General features: G+C 43.1%; 23 protein-coding genes. 15 read left to right on the forward strand and 8 right to left on the reverse strand.

The genetic code is table 11. From position 1 onward, the window contains the following. Window positions 1–14 precede the first annotated feature (14 nt). Together AB4Y93_RS20370 and AB4Y93_RS20375 are read left to right on the forward strand one after the other, a co-directional pair. A complete protein-coding gene (locus AB4Y93_RS20370) occupies window positions 15–893 on the forward strand; it encodes a carbohydrate ABC transporter permease (RefSeq protein ID WP_441894683.1) in 879 nt (292 codons plus the stop codon). A 17-nt stretch (window positions 894–910) separates the two neighbouring features. Further along, window positions 911–2,053 carry an efflux RND transporter periplasmic adaptor subunit gene (locus AB4Y93_RS20375; RefSeq protein WP_441894684.1) on the forward strand — a complete coding sequence of 381 codons (1,143 nt, stop codon included), beginning with the start codon at window positions 911–913 and terminating at the stop codon, window positions 2,051–2,053. 208 nt (window positions 2,054–2,261) lie between these two features. On the opposite strand, the gene AB4Y93_RS20380 is transcribed toward AB4Y93_RS20375, so the two are convergent. From AB4Y93_RS20380 to AB4Y93_RS20400, 5 genes are read right to left on the reverse strand one after another with little or no spacing between them, the layout of a single operon-like run. Beyond that, entirely contained in the window at window positions 2,262–2,558 is a 297-nt protein-coding gene (locus tag AB4Y93_RS20380; protein ID WP_218098906.1) for a spore coat protein, read from the reverse strand. Window positions 2,559–2,569: 11 nt separating this feature from the next. Then, the gene (locus AB4Y93_RS20385) at window positions 2,570–2,770 is read right to left on the reverse strand and encodes a hypothetical protein (protein WP_441894685.1); all 201 of its coding nucleotides are present in this window, start codon (window positions 2,768–2,770) and stop codon (window positions 2,570–2,572) included. 31 nt (window positions 2,771–2,801) lie between these two features. Next, window positions 2,802–3,938, reverse strand: a complete 1,137-nt coding sequence (locus AB4Y93_RS20390) for a zinc-dependent alcohol dehydrogenase (RefSeq protein ID WP_441894686.1) — start codon at window positions 3,936–3,938, stop codon at window positions 2,802–2,804. Beyond that, window positions 3,935–4,321 carry a spore coat protein gene (locus AB4Y93_RS20395; RefSeq protein ID WP_441894687.1) on the reverse strand — a complete coding sequence of 129 codons (387 nt, stop codon included), beginning with the start codon at window positions 4,319–4,321 and terminating at the stop codon, window positions 3,935–3,937. Before AB4Y93_RS20395 ends, AB4Y93_RS20390 begins: the two co-directional genes overlap by 4 nt. 16 nt (window positions 4,322–4,337) lie before the next feature. Further along, window positions 4,338–4,580, reverse strand: coding sequence for a spore gernimation protein GerQ (locus AB4Y93_RS20400; protein ID WP_441894688.1), 243 nt, complete (start codon window positions 4,578–4,580; stop codon window positions 4,338–4,340). A 182-nt stretch (window positions 4,581–4,762) separates the two neighbouring features. Between AB4Y93_RS20400 and AB4Y93_RS20405 the strand changes: the two genes are divergently transcribed. After that, on the forward strand, window positions 4,763–5,044 hold the full coding sequence (locus tag AB4Y93_RS20405) for a hypothetical protein (RefSeq protein ID WP_441894689.1): 282 nt from the start codon (window positions 4,763–4,765) through the stop codon (window positions 5,042–5,044). A gap of 304 nt (window positions 5,045–5,348) precedes the next feature. Then, the gene (locus AB4Y93_RS20410) at window positions 5,349–6,443 is read left to right on the forward strand and encodes an L-dopachrome tautomerase-related protein (protein ID WP_441894998.1); all 1,095 of its coding nucleotides are present in this window, start codon (window positions 5,349–5,351) and stop codon (window positions 6,441–6,443) included. A gap of 125 nt (window positions 6,444–6,568) precedes the next feature. Here the strand turns inward: AB4Y93_RS20410 and AB4Y93_RS20415 are convergent, their stop codons facing one another. Further along, window positions 6,569–7,117 (reverse strand): TetR/AcrR family transcriptional regulator, encoded by a 549-nt coding sequence (locus AB4Y93_RS20415; RefSeq protein ID WP_441894690.1) that lies wholly within the window; start codon window positions 7,115–7,117, stop codon window positions 6,569–6,571. 399 nt (window positions 7,118–7,516) lie between these two features. Here AB4Y93_RS20415 and AB4Y93_RS20420 point away from each other — a divergent pair, with 399 nt between their 5' ends. The 5 genes from AB4Y93_RS20420 (at window position 7,517) to AB4Y93_RS20440 (ending at window position 11,767) form a co-directional block, all read left to right on the forward strand. Beyond that, window positions 7,517–8,692: an MFS transporter gene (locus tag AB4Y93_RS20420; protein ID WP_441894691.1), complete on the forward strand. Its 1,176-nt coding sequence runs from the start codon at window positions 7,517–7,519 to the stop codon at window positions 8,690–8,692. 231 nt (window positions 8,693–8,923) lie between these two features. Further along, window positions 8,924–9,901 (forward strand): aldo/keto reductase, encoded by a 978-nt coding sequence (locus AB4Y93_RS20425; RefSeq protein WP_441894692.1) that lies wholly within the window; start codon window positions 8,924–8,926, stop codon window positions 9,899–9,901. 70 nt (window positions 9,902–9,971) lie between these two features. Then, the gene (locus tag AB4Y93_RS20430) at window positions 9,972–11,006 is read left to right on the forward strand and encodes a zinc-binding dehydrogenase (RefSeq protein ID WP_441894693.1); all 1,035 of its coding nucleotides are present in this window, start codon (window positions 9,972–9,974) and stop codon (window positions 11,004–11,006) included. Between the two features lie 23 nt (window positions 11,007–11,029). Then, window positions 11,030–11,362, forward strand: coding sequence for a carboxymuconolactone decarboxylase family protein (locus tag AB4Y93_RS20435; protein ID WP_441894694.1), 333 nt, complete (start codon window positions 11,030–11,032; stop codon window positions 11,360–11,362). Then, the gene (locus AB4Y93_RS20440) at window positions 11,363–11,767 is read left to right on the forward strand and encodes a cupin domain-containing protein (protein WP_441894695.1); all 405 of its coding nucleotides are present in this window, start codon (window positions 11,363–11,365) and stop codon (window positions 11,765–11,767) included. Window positions 11,768–11,818: 51 nt separating this feature from the next. Here the strand turns inward: AB4Y93_RS20440 and AB4Y93_RS20445 are convergent, their stop codons facing one another. After that, complete coding sequence (locus AB4Y93_RS20445) at window positions 11,819–12,343, reverse strand: hypothetical protein (RefSeq protein WP_441894696.1); 525 nt, start codon at window positions 12,341–12,343, stop codon at window positions 11,819–11,821. Between the two features lie 119 nt (window positions 12,344–12,462). On the opposite strand from AB4Y93_RS20445, the gene AB4Y93_RS20450 reads away from it, so the two are divergent. The 4 genes from AB4Y93_RS20450 (at window position 12,463) to AB4Y93_RS20465 (ending at window position 14,840) form a co-directional block, all read left to right on the forward strand. Next, window positions 12,463–12,759: an ABC transporter permease gene (locus AB4Y93_RS20450; RefSeq protein ID WP_441895000.1), complete on the forward strand. Its 297-nt coding sequence runs from the start codon at window positions 12,463–12,465 to the stop codon at window positions 12,757–12,759. Then, the gene (locus AB4Y93_RS20455) at window positions 12,759–13,052 is read left to right on the forward strand and encodes a hypothetical protein (RefSeq protein WP_441894697.1); all 294 of its coding nucleotides are present in this window, start codon (window positions 12,759–12,761) and stop codon (window positions 13,050–13,052) included. Before AB4Y93_RS20450 ends, AB4Y93_RS20455 begins: the two co-directional genes overlap by 1 nt. Window positions 13,053–13,185: 133 nt before the next feature. Continuing rightward, complete coding sequence (locus tag AB4Y93_RS20460; RefSeq protein ID WP_441894698.1) at window positions 13,186–13,518, forward strand: PadR family transcriptional regulator; 333 nt, start codon at window positions 13,186–13,188, stop codon at window positions 13,516–13,518. Continuing rightward, a complete protein-coding gene (locus AB4Y93_RS20465; protein WP_441894699.1) occupies window positions 13,515–14,840 on the forward strand; it encodes an FtsW/RodA/SpoVE family cell cycle protein in 1,326 nt (441 codons plus the stop codon). The genes AB4Y93_RS20460 and AB4Y93_RS20465 overlap by 4 nt, the downstream gene beginning before the upstream one ends. A 54-nt stretch (window positions 14,841–14,894) precedes the next feature. Here AB4Y93_RS20465 and AB4Y93_RS20470 read toward each other — a convergent pair whose 3' ends face one another. Beyond that, window positions 14,895–16,385 (reverse strand): glycoside hydrolase family 43 protein, encoded by a 1,491-nt coding sequence (locus AB4Y93_RS20470; RefSeq protein ID WP_441894700.1) that lies wholly within the window; start codon window positions 16,383–16,385, stop codon window positions 14,895–14,897. A gap of 176 nt (window positions 16,386–16,561) precedes the next feature. Between AB4Y93_RS20470 and AB4Y93_RS20475 the strand changes: the two genes are divergently transcribed. Then, window positions 16,562–17,464: an ArsR/SmtB family transcription factor gene (locus AB4Y93_RS20475; RefSeq protein WP_441894701.1), complete on the forward strand. Its 903-nt coding sequence runs from the start codon at window positions 16,562–16,564 to the stop codon at window positions 17,462–17,464. Window positions 17,465–17,558: 94 nt separating this feature from the next. Then, window positions 17,559–17,849, forward strand: coding sequence for a DUF3817 domain-containing protein (locus tag AB4Y93_RS20480; RefSeq protein ID WP_441894702.1), 291 nt, complete (start codon window positions 17,559–17,561; stop codon window positions 17,847–17,849). Window positions 17,850–17,915: the final 66 nt, after the last annotated feature.

The following is a 17,915-nucleotide window of genomic DNA, read 5'->3' on the forward strand; positions in this document are numbered from 1 at the left end:
AAAGGAGGGGAATCATGAACAATTACCAACGTTTGTCAGGCCTTGCACTGTCGGTACTGTTCAGTATTTTTGCAGCTGCGATGCTGTTCCCGATCGGCCTCACACTTGTTAGCTCCATGATGTCGGAAGCGGAAATTAGCCAGAATTACGACCTGATAGGGAAAATGGTGGACACTGCAAACGGTGGCAAGGATGCATTCCTCAACCTGAAGCTGCTGCCGGACTGGCTGACGTTCGAGCAATATTTACAAGTACTGATCCTAAGCCCGAAATTTTTGAACATGTTCTGGAATTCGGCCGGCCTTGTCGTTCCGATCGTTATCGGTCAGACGCTCGTTGGTTCACTGGCGGCTTATGCATTCGCCAAGCTGCGATTTCCCGGACGGGACAAGCTGTTCTTCGTTTATCTAATGACGATGCTCATGCCGTTCCAGGTCACGCTTGTCCCAAACTATCTTGTCATTGATATGCTGGGTCTTATGAACCGCTCATCGGCGATTGTGCTGCCTGGCATTTTCGGCGCCTTCGGGGTTTTCATGATGCGACAGTTCATGGCTCATATTCCATATGCGCTGACCGAGGCTGCCAAAATCGACGGTGCCGGGCAGTTAACGATATTTATGCGGGTTGTTCTTCCGCTGGCCAAGCCAGGACTTGCAGCGCTGGCTGTACTGCTATTTGTTGATTACTGGAATATGATCGAGCAGCCGCTTATTTTCCTGCAGGATGCAATCAAGCAACCTCTATCGCTCTATTTGGCGCAAATTAATCAATCGGCACGTGGTGTCGGCTTTGCCGCTTCCACATTGTATATGACCCCCATGGTGTTGTTGTTCCTATACGCGGAGTCCTACTTCGTGGAGGGCATCCAGCACTCGGGCATTAAGGGATAAACTCAGGAGTGATTGTAATGGAAGAACGGAAGTCCGGGTTCAGCAAACGGAAGATACGTCTCTTTGCCGCTCTGTTCCTGGCTCTGCTCGCAATATGCACACTAGCGGGTAATACGCTTCGGGGCTTGTCGTTGCCGAAGGTCCACACGCAGCTTGCGGCAAAAGGATCGGTAACGCACGAATATGAAGGTAATGCGACCGTGCAGCCGGGTCAGACGCAGGATATCACAAATCCGGCAGGCTGGAAGGTGAAAAAGGTGCTGGTCAAACAAGGCGACAAGGTATCTATCGGCCAGAAGCTGATCGAATACGACGTTAGCGAGGCGTTGCTGCAGCTTGAAGACATGCAGACGAATCTGAAGAAGCAGCAGTTGTCTATGACTCAGCTGCAGACGGATTACATTGCAGCGGTAACTGACGGCGATGAAAGTACACTAGCCGCTGCGAAGCTAGCAATGGAATCGGCCAAGCTCGATATTGCGTCACAGGAGCAGCACATTAAGAGTATCCAGAAGAATATTGCCGAAAGTCAATCGGTCCTAGCGCCGTTCGCCGGTGTCGTGATCCAGGTAAATGCAATAGCTGGCGTCCTGCCGGGAGGATCGCCGGATATTGTATTAGCAAACTCCGCTAAAGGTTATGAAATCCGGTTATTAATTCCGGGAGATGTCGCCGGCGTGCTTAAGATAGGTGAAACGCTGGATCAAATCACGGTTGCCGACAAGGAAAATCTCCAGCTTTCGGGTACAATTACGACTATTGACGATGAGGTGCTTGGCGGAGAGTTGCTTGCGCCGGCAGGCGATTCTTCTGACACAAATGATTCTGCTGGCCAGCCAAGCAGCGTGACAGTCTCGCTCAAGGACGATAGGCTGAAAGTTGGCGAGCGTGTGCAGGTGAAGATCGCGAAGTCCAGTGGGGAACAGACGGTGAAGGTGCCTAATGAAGCCGTTCATCATACGGATCAAGGTACATATGTATTTACGCTGGAGAGCAAGGAAGGACCGCTCGGAAATGCCTATTATGCCATAGAGACGCAGATCAGAATTGCTGAATCCAACGAATACGTTACGTCCGTTGCCGAAGGGCTGTTCGAACAGCAGGAAGTAATCGTAAATAGCACTGGCTTCCTGATCGATGGGACGCGTGTGAGAAGATAATTCTGCTTCATCGAGAGTGATGATCCATAAAGTGCGTCGCGATGACCATCAGTAAGGAACGCTTGTTCAAGTGTTTGTGATGCCATCCGCACTTATTGTATTGTTGGATTCTTGACACTGGGAACATTTTGTTAACTGAAGTCTAATTAAACAAAAACGCGCTTGAACCCTTATGGTTTTGCGCGTTTTGTCGGGACGAAATATGGTGTCAGGAAGGAATGTTCATAGCGGTCTGAATGTTTTTCAGATCGAGCTGAATTTGCTCTGGAATATGGTAGGGATGGTATAGGCCCCGTTGCATCATGTAGATTGTTATCTTTTCATGGGAGTCTATGGCTTCGTCGAGCTGTTTCATCAAAATTTGCTTAATTTCGGGGGTGGCACATTCGGTCACGGCCATGGCGTAGTTTCTGACTCCGCTCTTGGCGTTCATCAAAAAATCCATTGCGATCACGTCATCGGTCAGCGTATGAAGCCCTGTCATATGTTCTAATATTGTGTTCATGTTTTTATCTCCTATCGGGTCACTTTAGACAGCACTCCACCAAGCTCCTGAAGCTGCTGCTGTGATATTTGCACGTCTTGTTGCAAAATTTGCATGAGCTCCGGTTCGGTTACCAGAGCTTGCATGGTTTTGGATTTGGTCATGCAAACCGTCTTGAACACAGCTATTTCATGAACCTCCAGCATCTCATGCAAAGCGTAATCGGTATTCATTCGGATTTTCCTCCCACGTCTCTATCCATAATCAAGGCTTTAAGATGACTTTGATGCAATCGTCCGTTTTCGTATCAAACACGTCATAGCCGCGTTTGGCCTCGCTGAGCGGAATGACGTGCGTAACAATGTCTCCAGGGTCCACTTTTCCAGATGTAACCAACTCGTACATATACGGCATGTAGTGAATAACCGGAGCTTGTCCCGAACGGATATTCACGTTGCGCTGCATAATGTCGCCGAGCGGGAATCCGTTATAGCGTCCGCCGTATACCCCAGTGACTTGGATAGTACCGCCTTTGCGGACAGCCTGTGACGCAATGATAAATGCGCTCATGGTGCCGCCTTGCAGTTTCAAACCGCTGGCTAGAAAATCGAGATCGCTCATCTTTCCGTCCATTCCTACTGCATCAATGACGACATCAGCGCCGCCTTTGGTCATTTCCTTGAGATTGTTTCCTATATTCTTATCCTGTTTGAAATTTACGATTTCCACATTGTTCGTTCTCTTCGCATGCTGTAAGCGGTAATCGACATAGTCGACAGCTATGACCCGCTTTGCTCCTTTGAGCCAGCAGAATTTCTGGGCCAGAAGTCCGACCGGACCGCAGCCGAGCACGATGACCGTATCTCCATTTTTTACACCCGCGTTATCTACGCTCCAGAAAGCCGTTGTCATGGCATCCGCGATCAAACTTAGCTTTTCGTCCGGTTGTTCGCAGCTTTCGGGAATCTTGAAGTGGGTAAAATTCGCAAACGGGACTCGTAAATACTCGGCTTGCCCGCCAGGGTATCCGCCGGTCGTTCCGGAGTAGCCAAAATATGCGCCCATATCCCCGTGGTCGTTAGAATTGTCACATTGGCTTTCCAACTGATTTTTGCAAAAAAAGCATTCTCCGCATGCGATGTTGAACGGGATGATTACACGGTCGCCTTTCTTTACGTTTGTCACGCCGGGGCCAACTTCTTCTACGATCCCCATCGGTTCATGCCCGATGACATAGTTCTCCTGAAGGTTAGGGATCATCCCGTGAATAAGGTGAAGGTCAGAACCGCAAATGGCGGTACTTGTGATCTTTACGATCATATCGTCCGGTTTCTCAATCTTCGGATCCGGCACCTCTTTGACCACGACATTTTTAATCCCTTGATACGTTACCGCCTTCATGCTTTATGTCCTCCAATATGTTCATCTGGGGTCCGATCAAACATCCCTTTACGCGACGTATCATCCGGGAAAAAGTTCATCTGACCGATCATTACCGTATTTTTCGCCGAAAGCTGATCGAGTTGGTACTGTTCGTTCAGCTCGTAAGGATGGAACCATTTTTTGCGAATCATGAGCTCCGTGATTTCTTGGTGCATTGCAATTCCCTGCTTAAGATGTTTCCGCAGCAGCACTCTTACATCCGGAGAAGCTGTTTCCGTTAGGGCGATGGACAAATTTCGCACACCCTCCTTGGCACGAAGAAGGAAGTCCATTGCAAAAGTCATATCTGCCATTTCCGGCATATTTAATGAATTAATCGGGTCTAAATAGTCAGTATTCATTTGCTTTATGTTCCCCTTAATGTGTTATAGGTGTTGGGCTATTCGGAACAGGTGCTTGGAAAGGAGCTCTTGCATAGATGGCTTGCAGCTCGGCGATCTGTTGTGTGGATTGAACGACATCTTTCTGCATTAACGCTTTTAGCTCTTGGTCAAAGACCAAGCCTTGCATAAGTTTTGACTTAGCGAGGCATAGTGTTTTAAAGTTTAACGCTTCATGTAGTTCCATAGATTCGTGTGACGCTAGCGTTGGCGTATTCATTGAGAAATGATCACCCCCTTTTTTCATCTACGTTAGATTTTCCGACACATCGAATCTTATACTAAAATTGATCCGGAAATATAGGATCGGGTTATTCCCATGCAGTCGAATGAATATTAACAAAATCTCAGCCACATACTTATTTCTGATAATAATCATTGCTCAAGGGAGGAGGACTCACATTGCCCAATGAAGACAAAGTTAATTTAGCCACCGATAATGCAAGAAAACCGGCAGAAGGTTCACTTAACTCGAGCGGCAATGCGCTGGAGCAGCATGCATCTTACGCGGTTTCTGAGGCGCAAACGGCTTTAAATCAGGCAATAAGCTCGATAAGTGACACTAATGCGTCAACAAATTCACAAGCTTTGGAGAAGGCCCGGCAGCAATTGACCCAAGCAGAGGAATTTTTAGATCAAGCACAAACTTCAGCAAACGCATTAAGTCTGTCGGACCAACAATAAAACGGTAGGCTTGGCAGAAGTTCTCCTTCTTTTTCGGATACAAGTGGAGTCAAGCTCTCTAGTGTCGAGGCATGGTCGTCGTAGTAATCTATTTACCCTAGAAACGGAGAGTCACTGTCAGAAGGCTTCGGCTTGCGCCGAAGCTTTTTTAATGGCTCGGACATTTTTAACAACATTTGATCTATACAATTTGACTGACTTTGATCTCTTCCTGAAGACACCCTTTTCATTAAGAGTGAAGCATTTGAAAAAAATTTTTAACATATGTTGATAATATCCGTTCAAAAATGTTGGGGAGGATATTATAAAACCTATGTTACCTATGGAAGAATACTTCGGTAAGTTAGAACTCGTTTATTCATTTTATGGGGCTATGCCTACAGGCGTGAGCGTATCAGAAACCGGGCGTATCTTCGTTTGCTTTCCGAAATGGGGAGATGACGTTAGATTTACGGTAGCGGAAATTGTTGAGGGTCGGTTGCAGCCTTATCCTAATTTAGAAACCAATATGATAAATCCTTTGAATATCACTATGTCCTTCATCAGTGTCCAAAGTGTATTTGCTGATGGAAGGGGAACCCTGTGGGTACTGGATACGGCTGCACCAAATTTTTCTGAGCCTATTAAGGGAGGGGCAAAACTAGTCGCTATAGATTTAAAAACAAATACAATAAGAAAAGTATATACGTTTGCAGAAGATGTAGTTTTGCCGACAACGTATCTGAATGATGTCCGATTTGATTTTCGTGTTGGTAAATCAGGTTACGCCTATATAACGGATTCTTCTTCAAAAGGACCAGGCGCTATTATAGTCGTAAATTTAGAAAATGGAAATGCGTTTAGACGGTTAAATGGAGCAAATTCAACATCACCCGATCCGTATTTTTTACCAAAAGTGGAAGGTAAAATTTTGATGAATCGAAACACAGATGGTTCGACCTCTCCCTTTCGATTGGCCTCTGATGGTATAGCAATTTCCCCTGATGGAAAAATTATATTTTATTGTCCATTAACCAGTCGTCATCTATACTCGATCTCAACAGAAGCCCTAAGAGACAAAACAATACCGGATTTCAATTTACGTTATCATGTGCAGTATTGGGGAGAAAAAGGTGCATCTGATGGATTGATAACCGATGCAAAAGGAAACGTTTACGCTGGAGACTATGAAAACGATAGTATTCGAAAGATAATGCCGAATGGAATAATGGAAACCATCGCACATGATCCGAGAATTTTATGGCCGGATACTTTTTCTATTGGTCTGGATCAACACTTATATGTTATTGTGAACCAATTACATCGACAGGCCAGATTTCATTATGGAAAAGACCTGCGACAAAAACCATATAGTTTACTTCGTATAAAAATTGATGAATTACCTGCTCCTACCTTTTGAACACTATTTCTTCCGCAAAACGAGGAACTTTAGTTTTAAATACACTATGGAGCAGACTGATCCGGCAGCTGCTCTTTTTCTTTTAGCTAAGGACAGTTTATGCTAATGCTCAAGGCGGTCCAGTACTATAAACTTCTCCCTAACAGGGTACCAACTTGTGTAGCCATCACTTTAGGCGGATAAGGCATTCCATTTTTAATCCACCATTCAATTGTACCTACATAAGCGGTACCGGCATATTGCAGCATGACATCATCGATTAAATCTATATTTCTTCCGCTTTCTCTATCTATCTCACCTTTGAAACCTTCAATAAAAGAAGTTAGAAGTCGAGTTCTGAAAGCTGACGGTACACCTGTACTTGCCAACATGGTTGAAAAAAATAAATAATTTTTCTCGAAATATTCAAAATAAGGTTCAAGAGCCTCGTTCCAATCCATCTCACATGCCCATTCGTCCATCTCTCCTAATTCATTCAGGTGTGTTTCTATGAGTTTATCCAATAAATCGAATTTGTCTTGAAAATGAAGATAAATTGTTCCGCGATTTAGGTTTGCCCGGTCTGCAATATCTTGAATGGTTATATCATCAAAATTTTTTTCAGTCATCAGTTCAATAACAGCTTTTTTTAAAGCCTCCTGCGTTTTAAGAATTCTCCGGTCTACTTTAGCCATCGTTTACCCACCATACCTTCTAAAGATACTTAACATTTATATTTCTTATGTTGATTTATCAACAAATCTCGTTTCTTTAACCATTGAATTAACGCATCTTGATCATATAATAATAAACACAAGTTGATTAATCAAGTATTGTTGTTTAATCATCAAAGTTTGAGCTATGGAAAAGAGATGATGGATCAAGAAATGAACTTCAAATGTCCTGCAACTGTCCTTCATACAGTGTTTGCTTCTTTGACAATTTAGAGGATTATCTTGAAACATGCCAGGAAGTTAGTTGGTTGAAGATAGGATCATTTTAGGGAGTTAAATGATGATTAAATAGTGCGCGGCTATTATAGAAGTTCTCGAAGTTTTTCGAAGTTTTGTTTAAAGAAAGTAGGAGCTAATTTAATGGATAGAAAAAATCATTTGTTTATCGTTATTTTGACGATAGGTGTATTCGGTATTTTAAATACGGAGATGGGTATCGTTGGGATATTACCTTCGATTGCTGATCACTTTAATGTCAGTATAGCCAAAGCAGGGTTACTAGTGAGTCTCTTTGCTCTTGCTGTTGCCCTATCTGGACCGATTCTTCCGTTATTGTTTTCGGGCTTAAATCGTAAAAAGGTAATGTTATTTGTATTAGGTGTTTTCGTTCTTGGCAACATTGTCTCCATATTCGCATCAAGCTTTACCATATTATTAATTGCTCGTGTACTTCCTGCCTTTTTGCATCCTGTATACGTCTCAATAGCTTTAACAGCAGCAGCTGCATCAGTTAACAAGGAAGAAGCTCCAAAGGTGATTTCAAAAGTATTTATGGGAGTAACTGGTGGGATGGTACTTGGTTCACCAATCTCCAATTTTATTGCTAGTTCAACTTCAATCGAGATGGCGATGTTATTTTTTACTATCGTGAATGTTATTGCATTTATTACCTTACTATTTGTACCATCCATGCCTGTTAAGGAGAGACAATCTTATGGATCTCAGTTAAGTGTATTAAAACGGTTCTTTACTTGGCTGTCCATAGCTGCTGTCATTTTTATAAATGCAGCGATGTATGGAGTTAGTAGTTACCTTGCTGAGTATCTTGAAACCATTACAAATATACCTGGGGAAACAACGAGTTTAATGTTATTCATATTCGGTGGGGCCAGTATAATAGGAAACATTGTCGCAGGCAAGCTCCTTACAAAAAGCACAATGAAATCTGTAATATCCTTTCCATTCGTATTGGGTTTCATTTACACTTTATTGTTTTCAATGGGACAGTTTACTGTACCTATGGCAATCATTGTTTTCGCTTTTGGGATAGTAGTGGCTATAGGGAATAATATCTCGCAATATTGTATTATGTCTGCAGCTCCTGAAGCTCCTGAGTTCTCAAATGGCTTATTTTTAGCATCTGGTAACGTAGGGGTAACAATCGGAACTACTGTAGGAGGAACGATTATTACTGAAATGGGTACAAAATATGTGGTATTAGGCGGATTCCTATTTTTGTTATTGAGTATACTGTTTATTTTAATGAGAAACTACATGCATTATCCCATTAGCCTTACTAACAAAGAGAGTCAGTAAGAATTAATAATAATAAACAAAAATTGATGATCTGTTGTTAACTTAACAAATCTTAATTTTTTAACCATTGAATTCAAATTGCTTACATCTATAATAATAGACACAAGTTGATTAAACGACTTTAATTGTTTATCGCGATTTTTGCACAATAATTTTTGGGATTCTGATCTCATATGTACATGAAAGCTTGAAGCTTTGATTTACAAATACGGATTAAAGAAAAGGAGACTTATGAAGAAAAGATTATTGGGTAACTTGGAGACTTCATTGCTTGGATTCGGGTGTATGGGGCTAAACTATCATCGGGGTCCGGCAAAAGACCGTAATGAAATGATTCAAGTCGTGCACTCTGCTATTGATGCTGGCATTACCATGTATGACACAGCAGAAGTTTATGGGCCTTATACAAATGAAGAGCTTGTGGGTGAGGCGCTTGCAGGTCACCGCAGTAGGGTGCAAATTGCGACAAAAGGCGGTTTTAAGATCTCTGGTTTAACAAATGAGCTTGACAGCAGGCCAGAGTCCATCATCCGTTCAGTTGAAGGATCTTTAAAAAGATTACGTACGGATTATATCGATCTATATTATATCCATCGTGTGGACCCAAAGGTTCCAATTGAAGATGTAGCGCTGACTATGCAACATCTTAAAAAAGATGGAAAAATCATCCACTGGGGATTATCGGAGGCAAGTGCTGAAACCATACGCCGTGCGCATTCCGTTGAACCGCTGGCGGCGGTGGAGAGTGAGTATTCGATTTGGTGGCGCGATGTAGAGCGAAATATTTTCCCTGTACTCGAGGAATTAGGGATTGGCTTAGTTGCCTATAGCCCTCTGGGACGTGGATTTCTCACCGGGAAAATAGACAAGAATACATCTTTCACCGAGAATGACAACCGGGGGGAGCTTCCGCGTTTTACTAAGGATGCAATGGAAGCGAATCAAGTGATTATTGATTTTTTGAATAAACTCGCTATGCGGAAGAATGTAACTCCTGCACAAATAGCACTTGCATGGATTCTTTCCCAGAAGTCCTTTGTTGTTCCAATTCCAGGGACAACAAACGTCAGCAGAATCTCTGAAAATGTTGCATCTACTAATATCGTATTTACTGAACAAGAGCTACAGGAGATTAATGAAGAAATCTCCAAGATCCAAATTGTTGGTGACCGTTATCCAGAAGCAGAAAAGAAGAGAACCGGCAAATAAGCAAATCCTATTCTTGCGAAAGTCTACTCAAAAACAATTAGTTTCATAAATGAAAAGAGGGTGAATTGGAATGAAAGCAAATATGATGTACGCTGCTGGTGATGTTCGCGTAGTAGAAGTACCCGTTCCGAAATTGCAAAAACCGACTGATGCCATTTTGAAGGTGGTTACCGCCTGCATTTGCGGAAGCGACCTGCATCCTTATCATAGCATGCATGCCCATGAGCATGGCGAAGGTGAAGCCATGGGCCATGAAGTCATCGGAAGAATTGAAGAAATGGGATCGAACGTTACTGGATTCAAAAGAGGCGATTTGGTTGTCGTTCCTTTTGCTTATGGCGACAACACATGTCCTTTTTGCGAAGAAGGATTAATGACTTCCTGCATGCACGGAGGGTTTATGTCCGGTTGCCAGGCGGAGTTTGTTAGAGTACCTCAAGCACAAGGAAGTATGTTCAAATTGCCTGACGAAATAGATGAGAACTCTCCATTGCTGCCTTCCCTATTAACATTGTCTGATGTATACGGCACTGGTTATCATGCGGCAGTGAAGGGTGGTGTGAATGAAAATACGACAGTAACGGTTATCGGTGATGGAGCAGTTGGTCTTCTTGCCGTCCTGTCAGCAAAGAAACTCGGTGCCAAGAAAATCATTCTCATGGGTCGCCATAAGGTGCGGACAGATCTTGGTGTTGAATTTGGTGCCACAGATGTTGTTTCTGAGCGGGGAGAAGAAGGCATTACGAAAGTTCGGGAGTTAACGAATGGCGAAGGAACACACGTTGTTCTTGAATGTGTTGGTCTAATGCCTGCTTATGAGATGAGCCTTGGTGCAGTGAGGGCTGGTGGGGTTATCAGCCGTGTCGGGGTGCCTCAGTATGAGGATGCTCCCATCGGCTTTGCTAGTCTTTTCGGGCGTAATATAACGCTGACGGGGGGACCAGCACCAACGCGTGCTTATATGGAAGAATTATTACCCGACATCCTTAACGGAACAATTGAACCTGGACGTGTATTTGATGTAACCGTTGATCTGGATGGGGTTCCAGAAGGTTATCGTGCCATGGACAAACGTGAAGCGCTCAAAGTATTAATTAGACCTTAATGTTAAGATAGGAGATAACAACTATGCCAGAAAAACAAACAGCAGGGCGAGATTTGCTTGGAGAATTCGCACCTAAATTCGCAGAACTCAACGACGATGTATTATTCGGTGAAGTATGGTCCCGAGAGAATGAATTATCTCCTCGCGATCGCAGTATGATAACGGTTAGTGCTCTAATCGCTGGCGGGAACTTTGAACAATTGCCAGCTCATTTACAAAGAGCAAAAGCAAACGGTGTTACCCAAGAGGAAATAGCTGAAATGATAACCCACCTTGCTTTCTATACTGGATGGCCAAAAGCGTGGTCAGCATTTAACAGAGCTAAAGAAATTTTTACTATAGAGGAGGGTGAATAAATGGCATATGAAGAATTAAGTCAAAGTATAGTCTTTCCTCTAGGTAAGAAAGTTGAAGCAAACTTTATTGGCGATGCTTATCTACAAATGGTATTTACGGATCCGACACCGCTTAATGCAGCTATTGGGAACATAACCTTTGCACCAGGTGCACGAAATAATTGGCATTTCCATAAAATTGGACAAGTTTTATTAGTCACAGGTGGAGAGGGATGGTATCAAGAAGAAGGGAAAGCTGCGCGTCTCCTTAAACAAGGCGATGTCGTCAATATTCCTCCTGATGTGAAACATTGGCATGGAGCAACCAAGGACAGCTGGTTTGTGCACTTAGCCGTTACGGCTGGAACATCGCAAGATACGATATGGTTATCACCTGTTGAGGACGACTGGTATAATAATCTGTAGGCTTCCTAATCATATATTCAATAGTATTTCAAAACACCTGATCATATTGGATCAGGTGTTTTTGGTTGTTGGTTCATATCGATCTGGCTCATATAGCATAGCTGCAAATTGACCATTAAAGCTCAGCGTACCGTAGAAGGGACTATTTTTATCTAATGTCAATCTCCAGCTAGTTATAGGTCTGTCACTAATCATAACGCCATCTTCCATTGGACTGTCCGGAGTCTTAACTCCAAATTTATGATAAAGTTCTTCTACTTCCGTTAACCATTTTGTATTTGTTTCAAGCAGATCATCATTCCAATTGACGGTGTCTGTAACAGGATCACTTTTCTCGTTATAGGAATATTCCCCTTGACCACGCTTCTTCGTTATCGCTTGTTGGACGTATGCGATATCTTCAGGTTTGAATTTTGCTTGAATAAGAAATAAAGTGTGATATTCAGAAAAATAGAAGGTAACTTCAGCAGTTCGATTATATAGCACTAGTTGTTTATTGAAGATAAAATTTGTCATAGATGGTGTGATGTTTACTTCAGAAATATGGAGAGCTTCTTTAACTTCTTCTTCATTCATGCCCCATGTTATTCTCTTAATAGGAATAGGAGTGCCATAAGTAGTTGTTTTACTACAACCAGCTATTAAGAGTCCAAGCAGTGATATGGTTAGTAGGATAAGGATGTACTCTACTTACCATTATTATTGCCGGAGATATTATAGCAGCAGAATTTTCAACCGGAACTATTAAGCTTCTGCTCATCCGCCCATCGAGTCGGATTAAGATCCTCCTATCTAAATATCTTGCTATGCTTTTGTTCAGTATGGTCTTGCTGCTTATTTTGTTTGTCATATCGTTCTTGATTAATGGAATTTTATTTGGATTTAATGATATGGATTTGCCTTTGCTCCATTTTACTGGAGGGCAGGTCGTTGAACAAAATATGGTCCTTCATTTGTGGAAGACCTATTTGCTGAATGGGATATCTACGTGATGTATGTTACGATTGCCTTTATGATCTCGTCTGCTTTCCGCAGCAGTGCGATGGCGATCGGATTCTCCATCGGCATTGTGTTTGCAGGCAATATTCTTCTGAATGCGCTGCAGCGCTACGAGTGGAGCAAATATCTGTTTTTCGCTAATACGGATCTAACTCAGTATATGGAAGGGAGACCTTTCCACGACGGAATGACGTTGTCCTTCTCCATTGGAGTGCTAGCGGTATATTTCTTATTGTTTAATCTGGTTTCCTGGCTAATGTTCACACGGAGAGATGTGGCAGGGTAATAATAATGGCGCTGGAACTGGGGATTACCCCGGTTCCAGCGCCTTTTTTGTTTTCCGATGGTTGAATATGGCATTTTATTCCGTTATACTAATACCTAGATATACGATGCATCGAATAACTAGGGAGGACGATATGGCGATTAACAAGGAGCTAATGAAAGGAAGTACAGTGATTCTAATCTTGAATATTCTCGATAAGAAAACGATGTATGGTTACGAGATCACGAAGGAGCTCGAGCAAAGCTCGGGCGGACTTTTTCAATTAAAGGAAGGTACCCTTTACCCTATACTCCATGCGTTAGAACAGGACAAGCTTGTTGAGGCTTACTGGGATGAACAGACCGGACGCAAGCGGAAGTATTACCGGATTACGGACAAAGGCCGACTTCAAATGCAGGAGAAAAAACGGGAATGGGTTCTATTCCGTTCGACAGTGGATCTCGTGCTGGGGGAGGGCCATGCATGATTGCTTCCTATCGTTTGAAAGTAGCGGAATATTTGGACCAGGTATGTTTGCCGGTCAAAGCAAAAGAGATGCATCCAGAGATTAAGCTGGAAATCGAGGCTCATCTGGAGGCGATTATCGAGGAATTATTGGCTGAGGGGCTGTCAGAAGAAGCTGCGCTGGATCAGGCGATCGCCCAGATGGGTGACCCGAATAAGCTAGGGGTTCAATTCCATAAAGTACATAAGCCGCAAACAGACTGGAACCTGCTTGTATTGGTAGGGTTGCTTCTCGGAACCGGAATGGTTGCGATGTTTGCGATGAGGAAGGCAGTAACGACAATTGTTGTTCATTTTGTAGGGAATACTTTATTTTATGGAGTATTAGGTTTACTTGTAATGGCAGCCATCTATTTCTGGGACTATCGCAAGTTGAACCGTTGGTCGCTTGTTCTTTATATAGCAACGGCATCAGGTCTATTACTGACCAAGAGATTTGGCTTGCAGGTAGATGGAGATGAAGCATGGATCAGAGTAGCAACGATGACTATTAATGTGTCGATGGTTTCCATTTATGCCTTTATACTCGCCATAGCAGGCATGATGAAACCAGCTCTTGATAATCAGGTTTCCTTACTGAAGAGAAGTATGGTCTATATTATTGAATTATTACTGTATGTTCTTGTACCTGCATGGATTTATTTAACGATCAGTCATATTTCAATGTTTGTATTGTACATGATCGGCTTATCAGTACTGCTCTTGATCTCTAGAAGATGGAAAACCTGGTTGTCGTATATCACAGTAATGACGGCTTGTGGATCTGTCTTGGTACTGCTGGATAATAAGTTTAGCTATACGGTAGAACATATCTTGCATCAAATCAATTCTATTGATTCCAACTATATCGCAGCTCGCTCAATGGAAGCCATTCGATCAGCTGGATTAATGGGAAATGGATTTGGCATCAGCATGGATCAAATTCCATTTTTCTATAGCAACATGATGTTTACTTATTTGATTTATAGTCTTGGTTGGATAACAGGGGTGTTAGTAGCTTCGCTTATTGCTGCGCTGATGGTTAGAGTGTGGATTGTAACGAGAATCGTAGCCGACCCTTATGGTAGAAATGTTATCGCTGGCTCGTTTGGGATAATCGCTGCCCAATATGTACTGAATATGCTAATGACTGCAGGTCTGCTGCCTGTTATGGATATAACTATGCCAATGATCAGTTATGGCGGATTTAACCTTGTCTTGAACTTAGTCGTAATCGGGTTTATTCTCAGCGTATACCGGCGGAAAAATATGATCCCATCCGTTGCCTTGCATCAGCGAGTATAAATGAACCAAATTATTCAAGGGGGTAGAACATTATTGTTCTACCCTCTCATTTTACTAGTTATATTTGCATTCAAACTTCGTAAACTCCGCCAAAGAGCCTTCCCCGCAAGCATATAAACCAATCAATACGCCAGTAAAGCCCCCAGCAATCTCCGAAGATAAATATTTTGTTTGAGCTGTACCAAGTAGGATGTCTTTGCCGTCAACATGAAGGTAGAAGCTGTAGCGTTCAGGGGCTGCACGTACAACCAGAGTGGCATGATTGCTGCTTCCTAGATCTACTTCATGCTCGATGGATTTGATATCTCCGATATTCAGGCGTTCAATCACCTTATATCCGTTCTCTGTTTGGCGAATAGCAAGATCATAATGATGATTTTCATCCATATAAAGCGTGATACCGGCTTCACCACTATTAAGAGTTATATCGCAAGAGATTACAGCATTAAAGTCTCTTTGGCGTATGCCAATGAAGGTTGGGGATGCTGGCATATCAAGCGTCACTTTAGTGCCTTTTAGCTGAAGCTTATCGTGTTCTAACAAATAATTCTCTTTCGCTGGATGACGAAGAAAGCACCAGTCCAGATTCCAATCTGTATTCTCAAAAGAATAGAGCTTTTTCTCCTGCTGGATGACTGTGTCTGAGATTCGATCGGTGTCGAAGCTCATGAGCGTGGTGCCTTGATGTCCGGCTGTAAACCAACCATCCTCGCCAAAGGTAATAGGCGTTAGGAAGACTTCACGACCTAGATGATGATAAGTAAGCCACTGCCCGATTTGACGGAAGCCGAGGTGGAAGAGCCACCAATTACCTTCGTTGTCCTGTATCAGGTCACCATGGCCAACCCCCTGCAGCTCGTAGCCACCTAAATTACGGTTGGTCAATACGGGATTCATTGGATAGGCTTCGAATGGGCCGGAAGGGGAGTTGCCCCGCGCATACGTTTCCATATGGCCATATTCGGTTCCTCCTTCTGCTGCGAGCAGATAGTAACGTCCATTGATTTTATACAGATGAGGGCTTTCCAAATAACGTCCACCTGTTCCTTGCCATATAGAACGGCTTGGCGATAGCTTATTCCCCGATTCGATATCAATTTCACACTGAACAATGCCGCCGATCCCTTCATCGTCCGTCCCATTGCTCATAAAGAAGGTTTTCCCATCCTCAAAATACAAATCCGGATCGATTCCTCCTTGGTCGACATAGACCGGGTCGGACCATTCGCCATAAATATCGTCGGTCCATACATAGAAGTTCTGACGTGTAGTGTCGTTCGTTGTGGTCATATAGAACCGCCCGTTATTGTGGCGAATAGTAGGAGCAAATACACCGCCTGAGCTGCTTACGGTTTCCAGCTGAACCTGGCTTTTGCGAGTTAAGCAATGACCGATTTGTTCCCAATTAAGAAGGTCTTTACTTTGGAAAATCGGAACGCCAGGAAAATATTGAAAGGAACTGCAAACTAGATAATAGGTGTCTTCCACTTTGCATATGCTTGGATCCGGGTAGAAGCCTTTTATGACGGGATTATTGTATCTCATTGCTGCACCTCTTTTTTTTCTGAATTCATGTATATAAGAATTGATTGCTGACAAGTTCATATAGGAATTAAACAATACTGCTCAATTTGTTGCAATAGTATGGGGTTGAAGGATGCGATAAAATCCATTAAATTAATATTTATATGAATTTAACTGGTGTCAGGAGATATGTGGTTATGATTAAGGCAAACGGAGATTCGAGATTCTTGCCGTTATACGAGGCGCTTGCCAGCGAAGTCAGATGGAGAATGATGGACCTCATTGCTGATAAGGAAATGAATGTGAAGGATATTGCGGCTGCATTAGAGCTAAGCCCTTCAATTGTCACCATGCACTTACGTAAACTCGAGAAAGCTGAACTTATCGGAAGTCGTAGGGTGCGTCTAAACGGAGGAACACATAAATTATGTTTTCTCAAACAAAAAAGCATCGAGATCGAGCTTCCATCCGCAACCCGGAATGCAAGGATTAGAGAGCAGATGATTTCTGTCGGGCATTATACGGCTTTTGATGTTCATCCTACCTGCGGGCTTGGGACGCATGAGAAAGAAATCGGTGTTTGGGACGATCCGCGTTACTTTCTTGATCCTGAGCGGGTTCACGCGGCTATTCTTTGGTTTGGAAGAGGTTATGTAGAATACAAAACACCGAACTATCTGCTTTCCGGTCAAAAGGCTGAAGCTATCGAAATTTCGATGGAAATCGCTTCAGAAGCGCCGGGCTTGAACGATTATTGGCCATCGGATATCCAGTTCACATTTAACGCTATCTCACTTGGGACTTGGACAAGTCCTGCAGACTTTGGTAGAGCTGCACGCGGCAAATATACGCCAGAATGGTGGCACCGTAATGTGAACCAGTATGGGTTATTAAAGACGATTCGTATTGATGCCTTCGGTACGTTTATGGATGGAGAGCGGATGTCGGATGTGACTGTCGCGGATATCAAGCTGGAGGAGCCGTTCTGGACGCTTCGTTTCACGGTGGATGAGGAGGCTGTGAACGTAGGGGGATTAACGATCTATGGTGCTGGATTCGGCAATCATGATCAGGATATTGTCATTCGTGTACACCTTTAGATGAAACCTACTTACACTTGTACACGTAAAGAAGGCTGGTGCTATACAAATCGTTGCGAATTCATATCATGAAACGTTAGGACGTGTCTGCAAAATGAGAAAATCAGCTAAAACATGGTTTCGATGGATCAGCTATTTGGAAGGGGCCTCCTTCCTTATTTTATTATGTATCGCGATGCCTCTTAAATATATGTATGATCGTCCGGAGGCCGTAGCGGTAACAGGCGGTATTCATGGTTTCTTATTTTCACTCTACTTAATAGCAACTGTGGTGATGGCTGTGCTATTCAGATGGAAAATTGTGCGTATAGCTGGAGCTGTTGTGGCTGCCTTCCTGCCGTTTGGTCCATTTGTTCTGGAACGCAGAATAAAAGCGGAGGGTTAAACTTTTGCGAGTTCTCCATTGTGAAACTTAAAAAAAGCCATCATCCTGGGAAACCCCAGTTTGATG

The sequence above is a fragment of the Paenibacillus sp. YAF4_2 genome (assembly GCF_052113225.1).
GTDB lineage: Bacteria > Bacillota > Bacilli > Paenibacillales > Paenibacillaceae > Pristimantibacillus.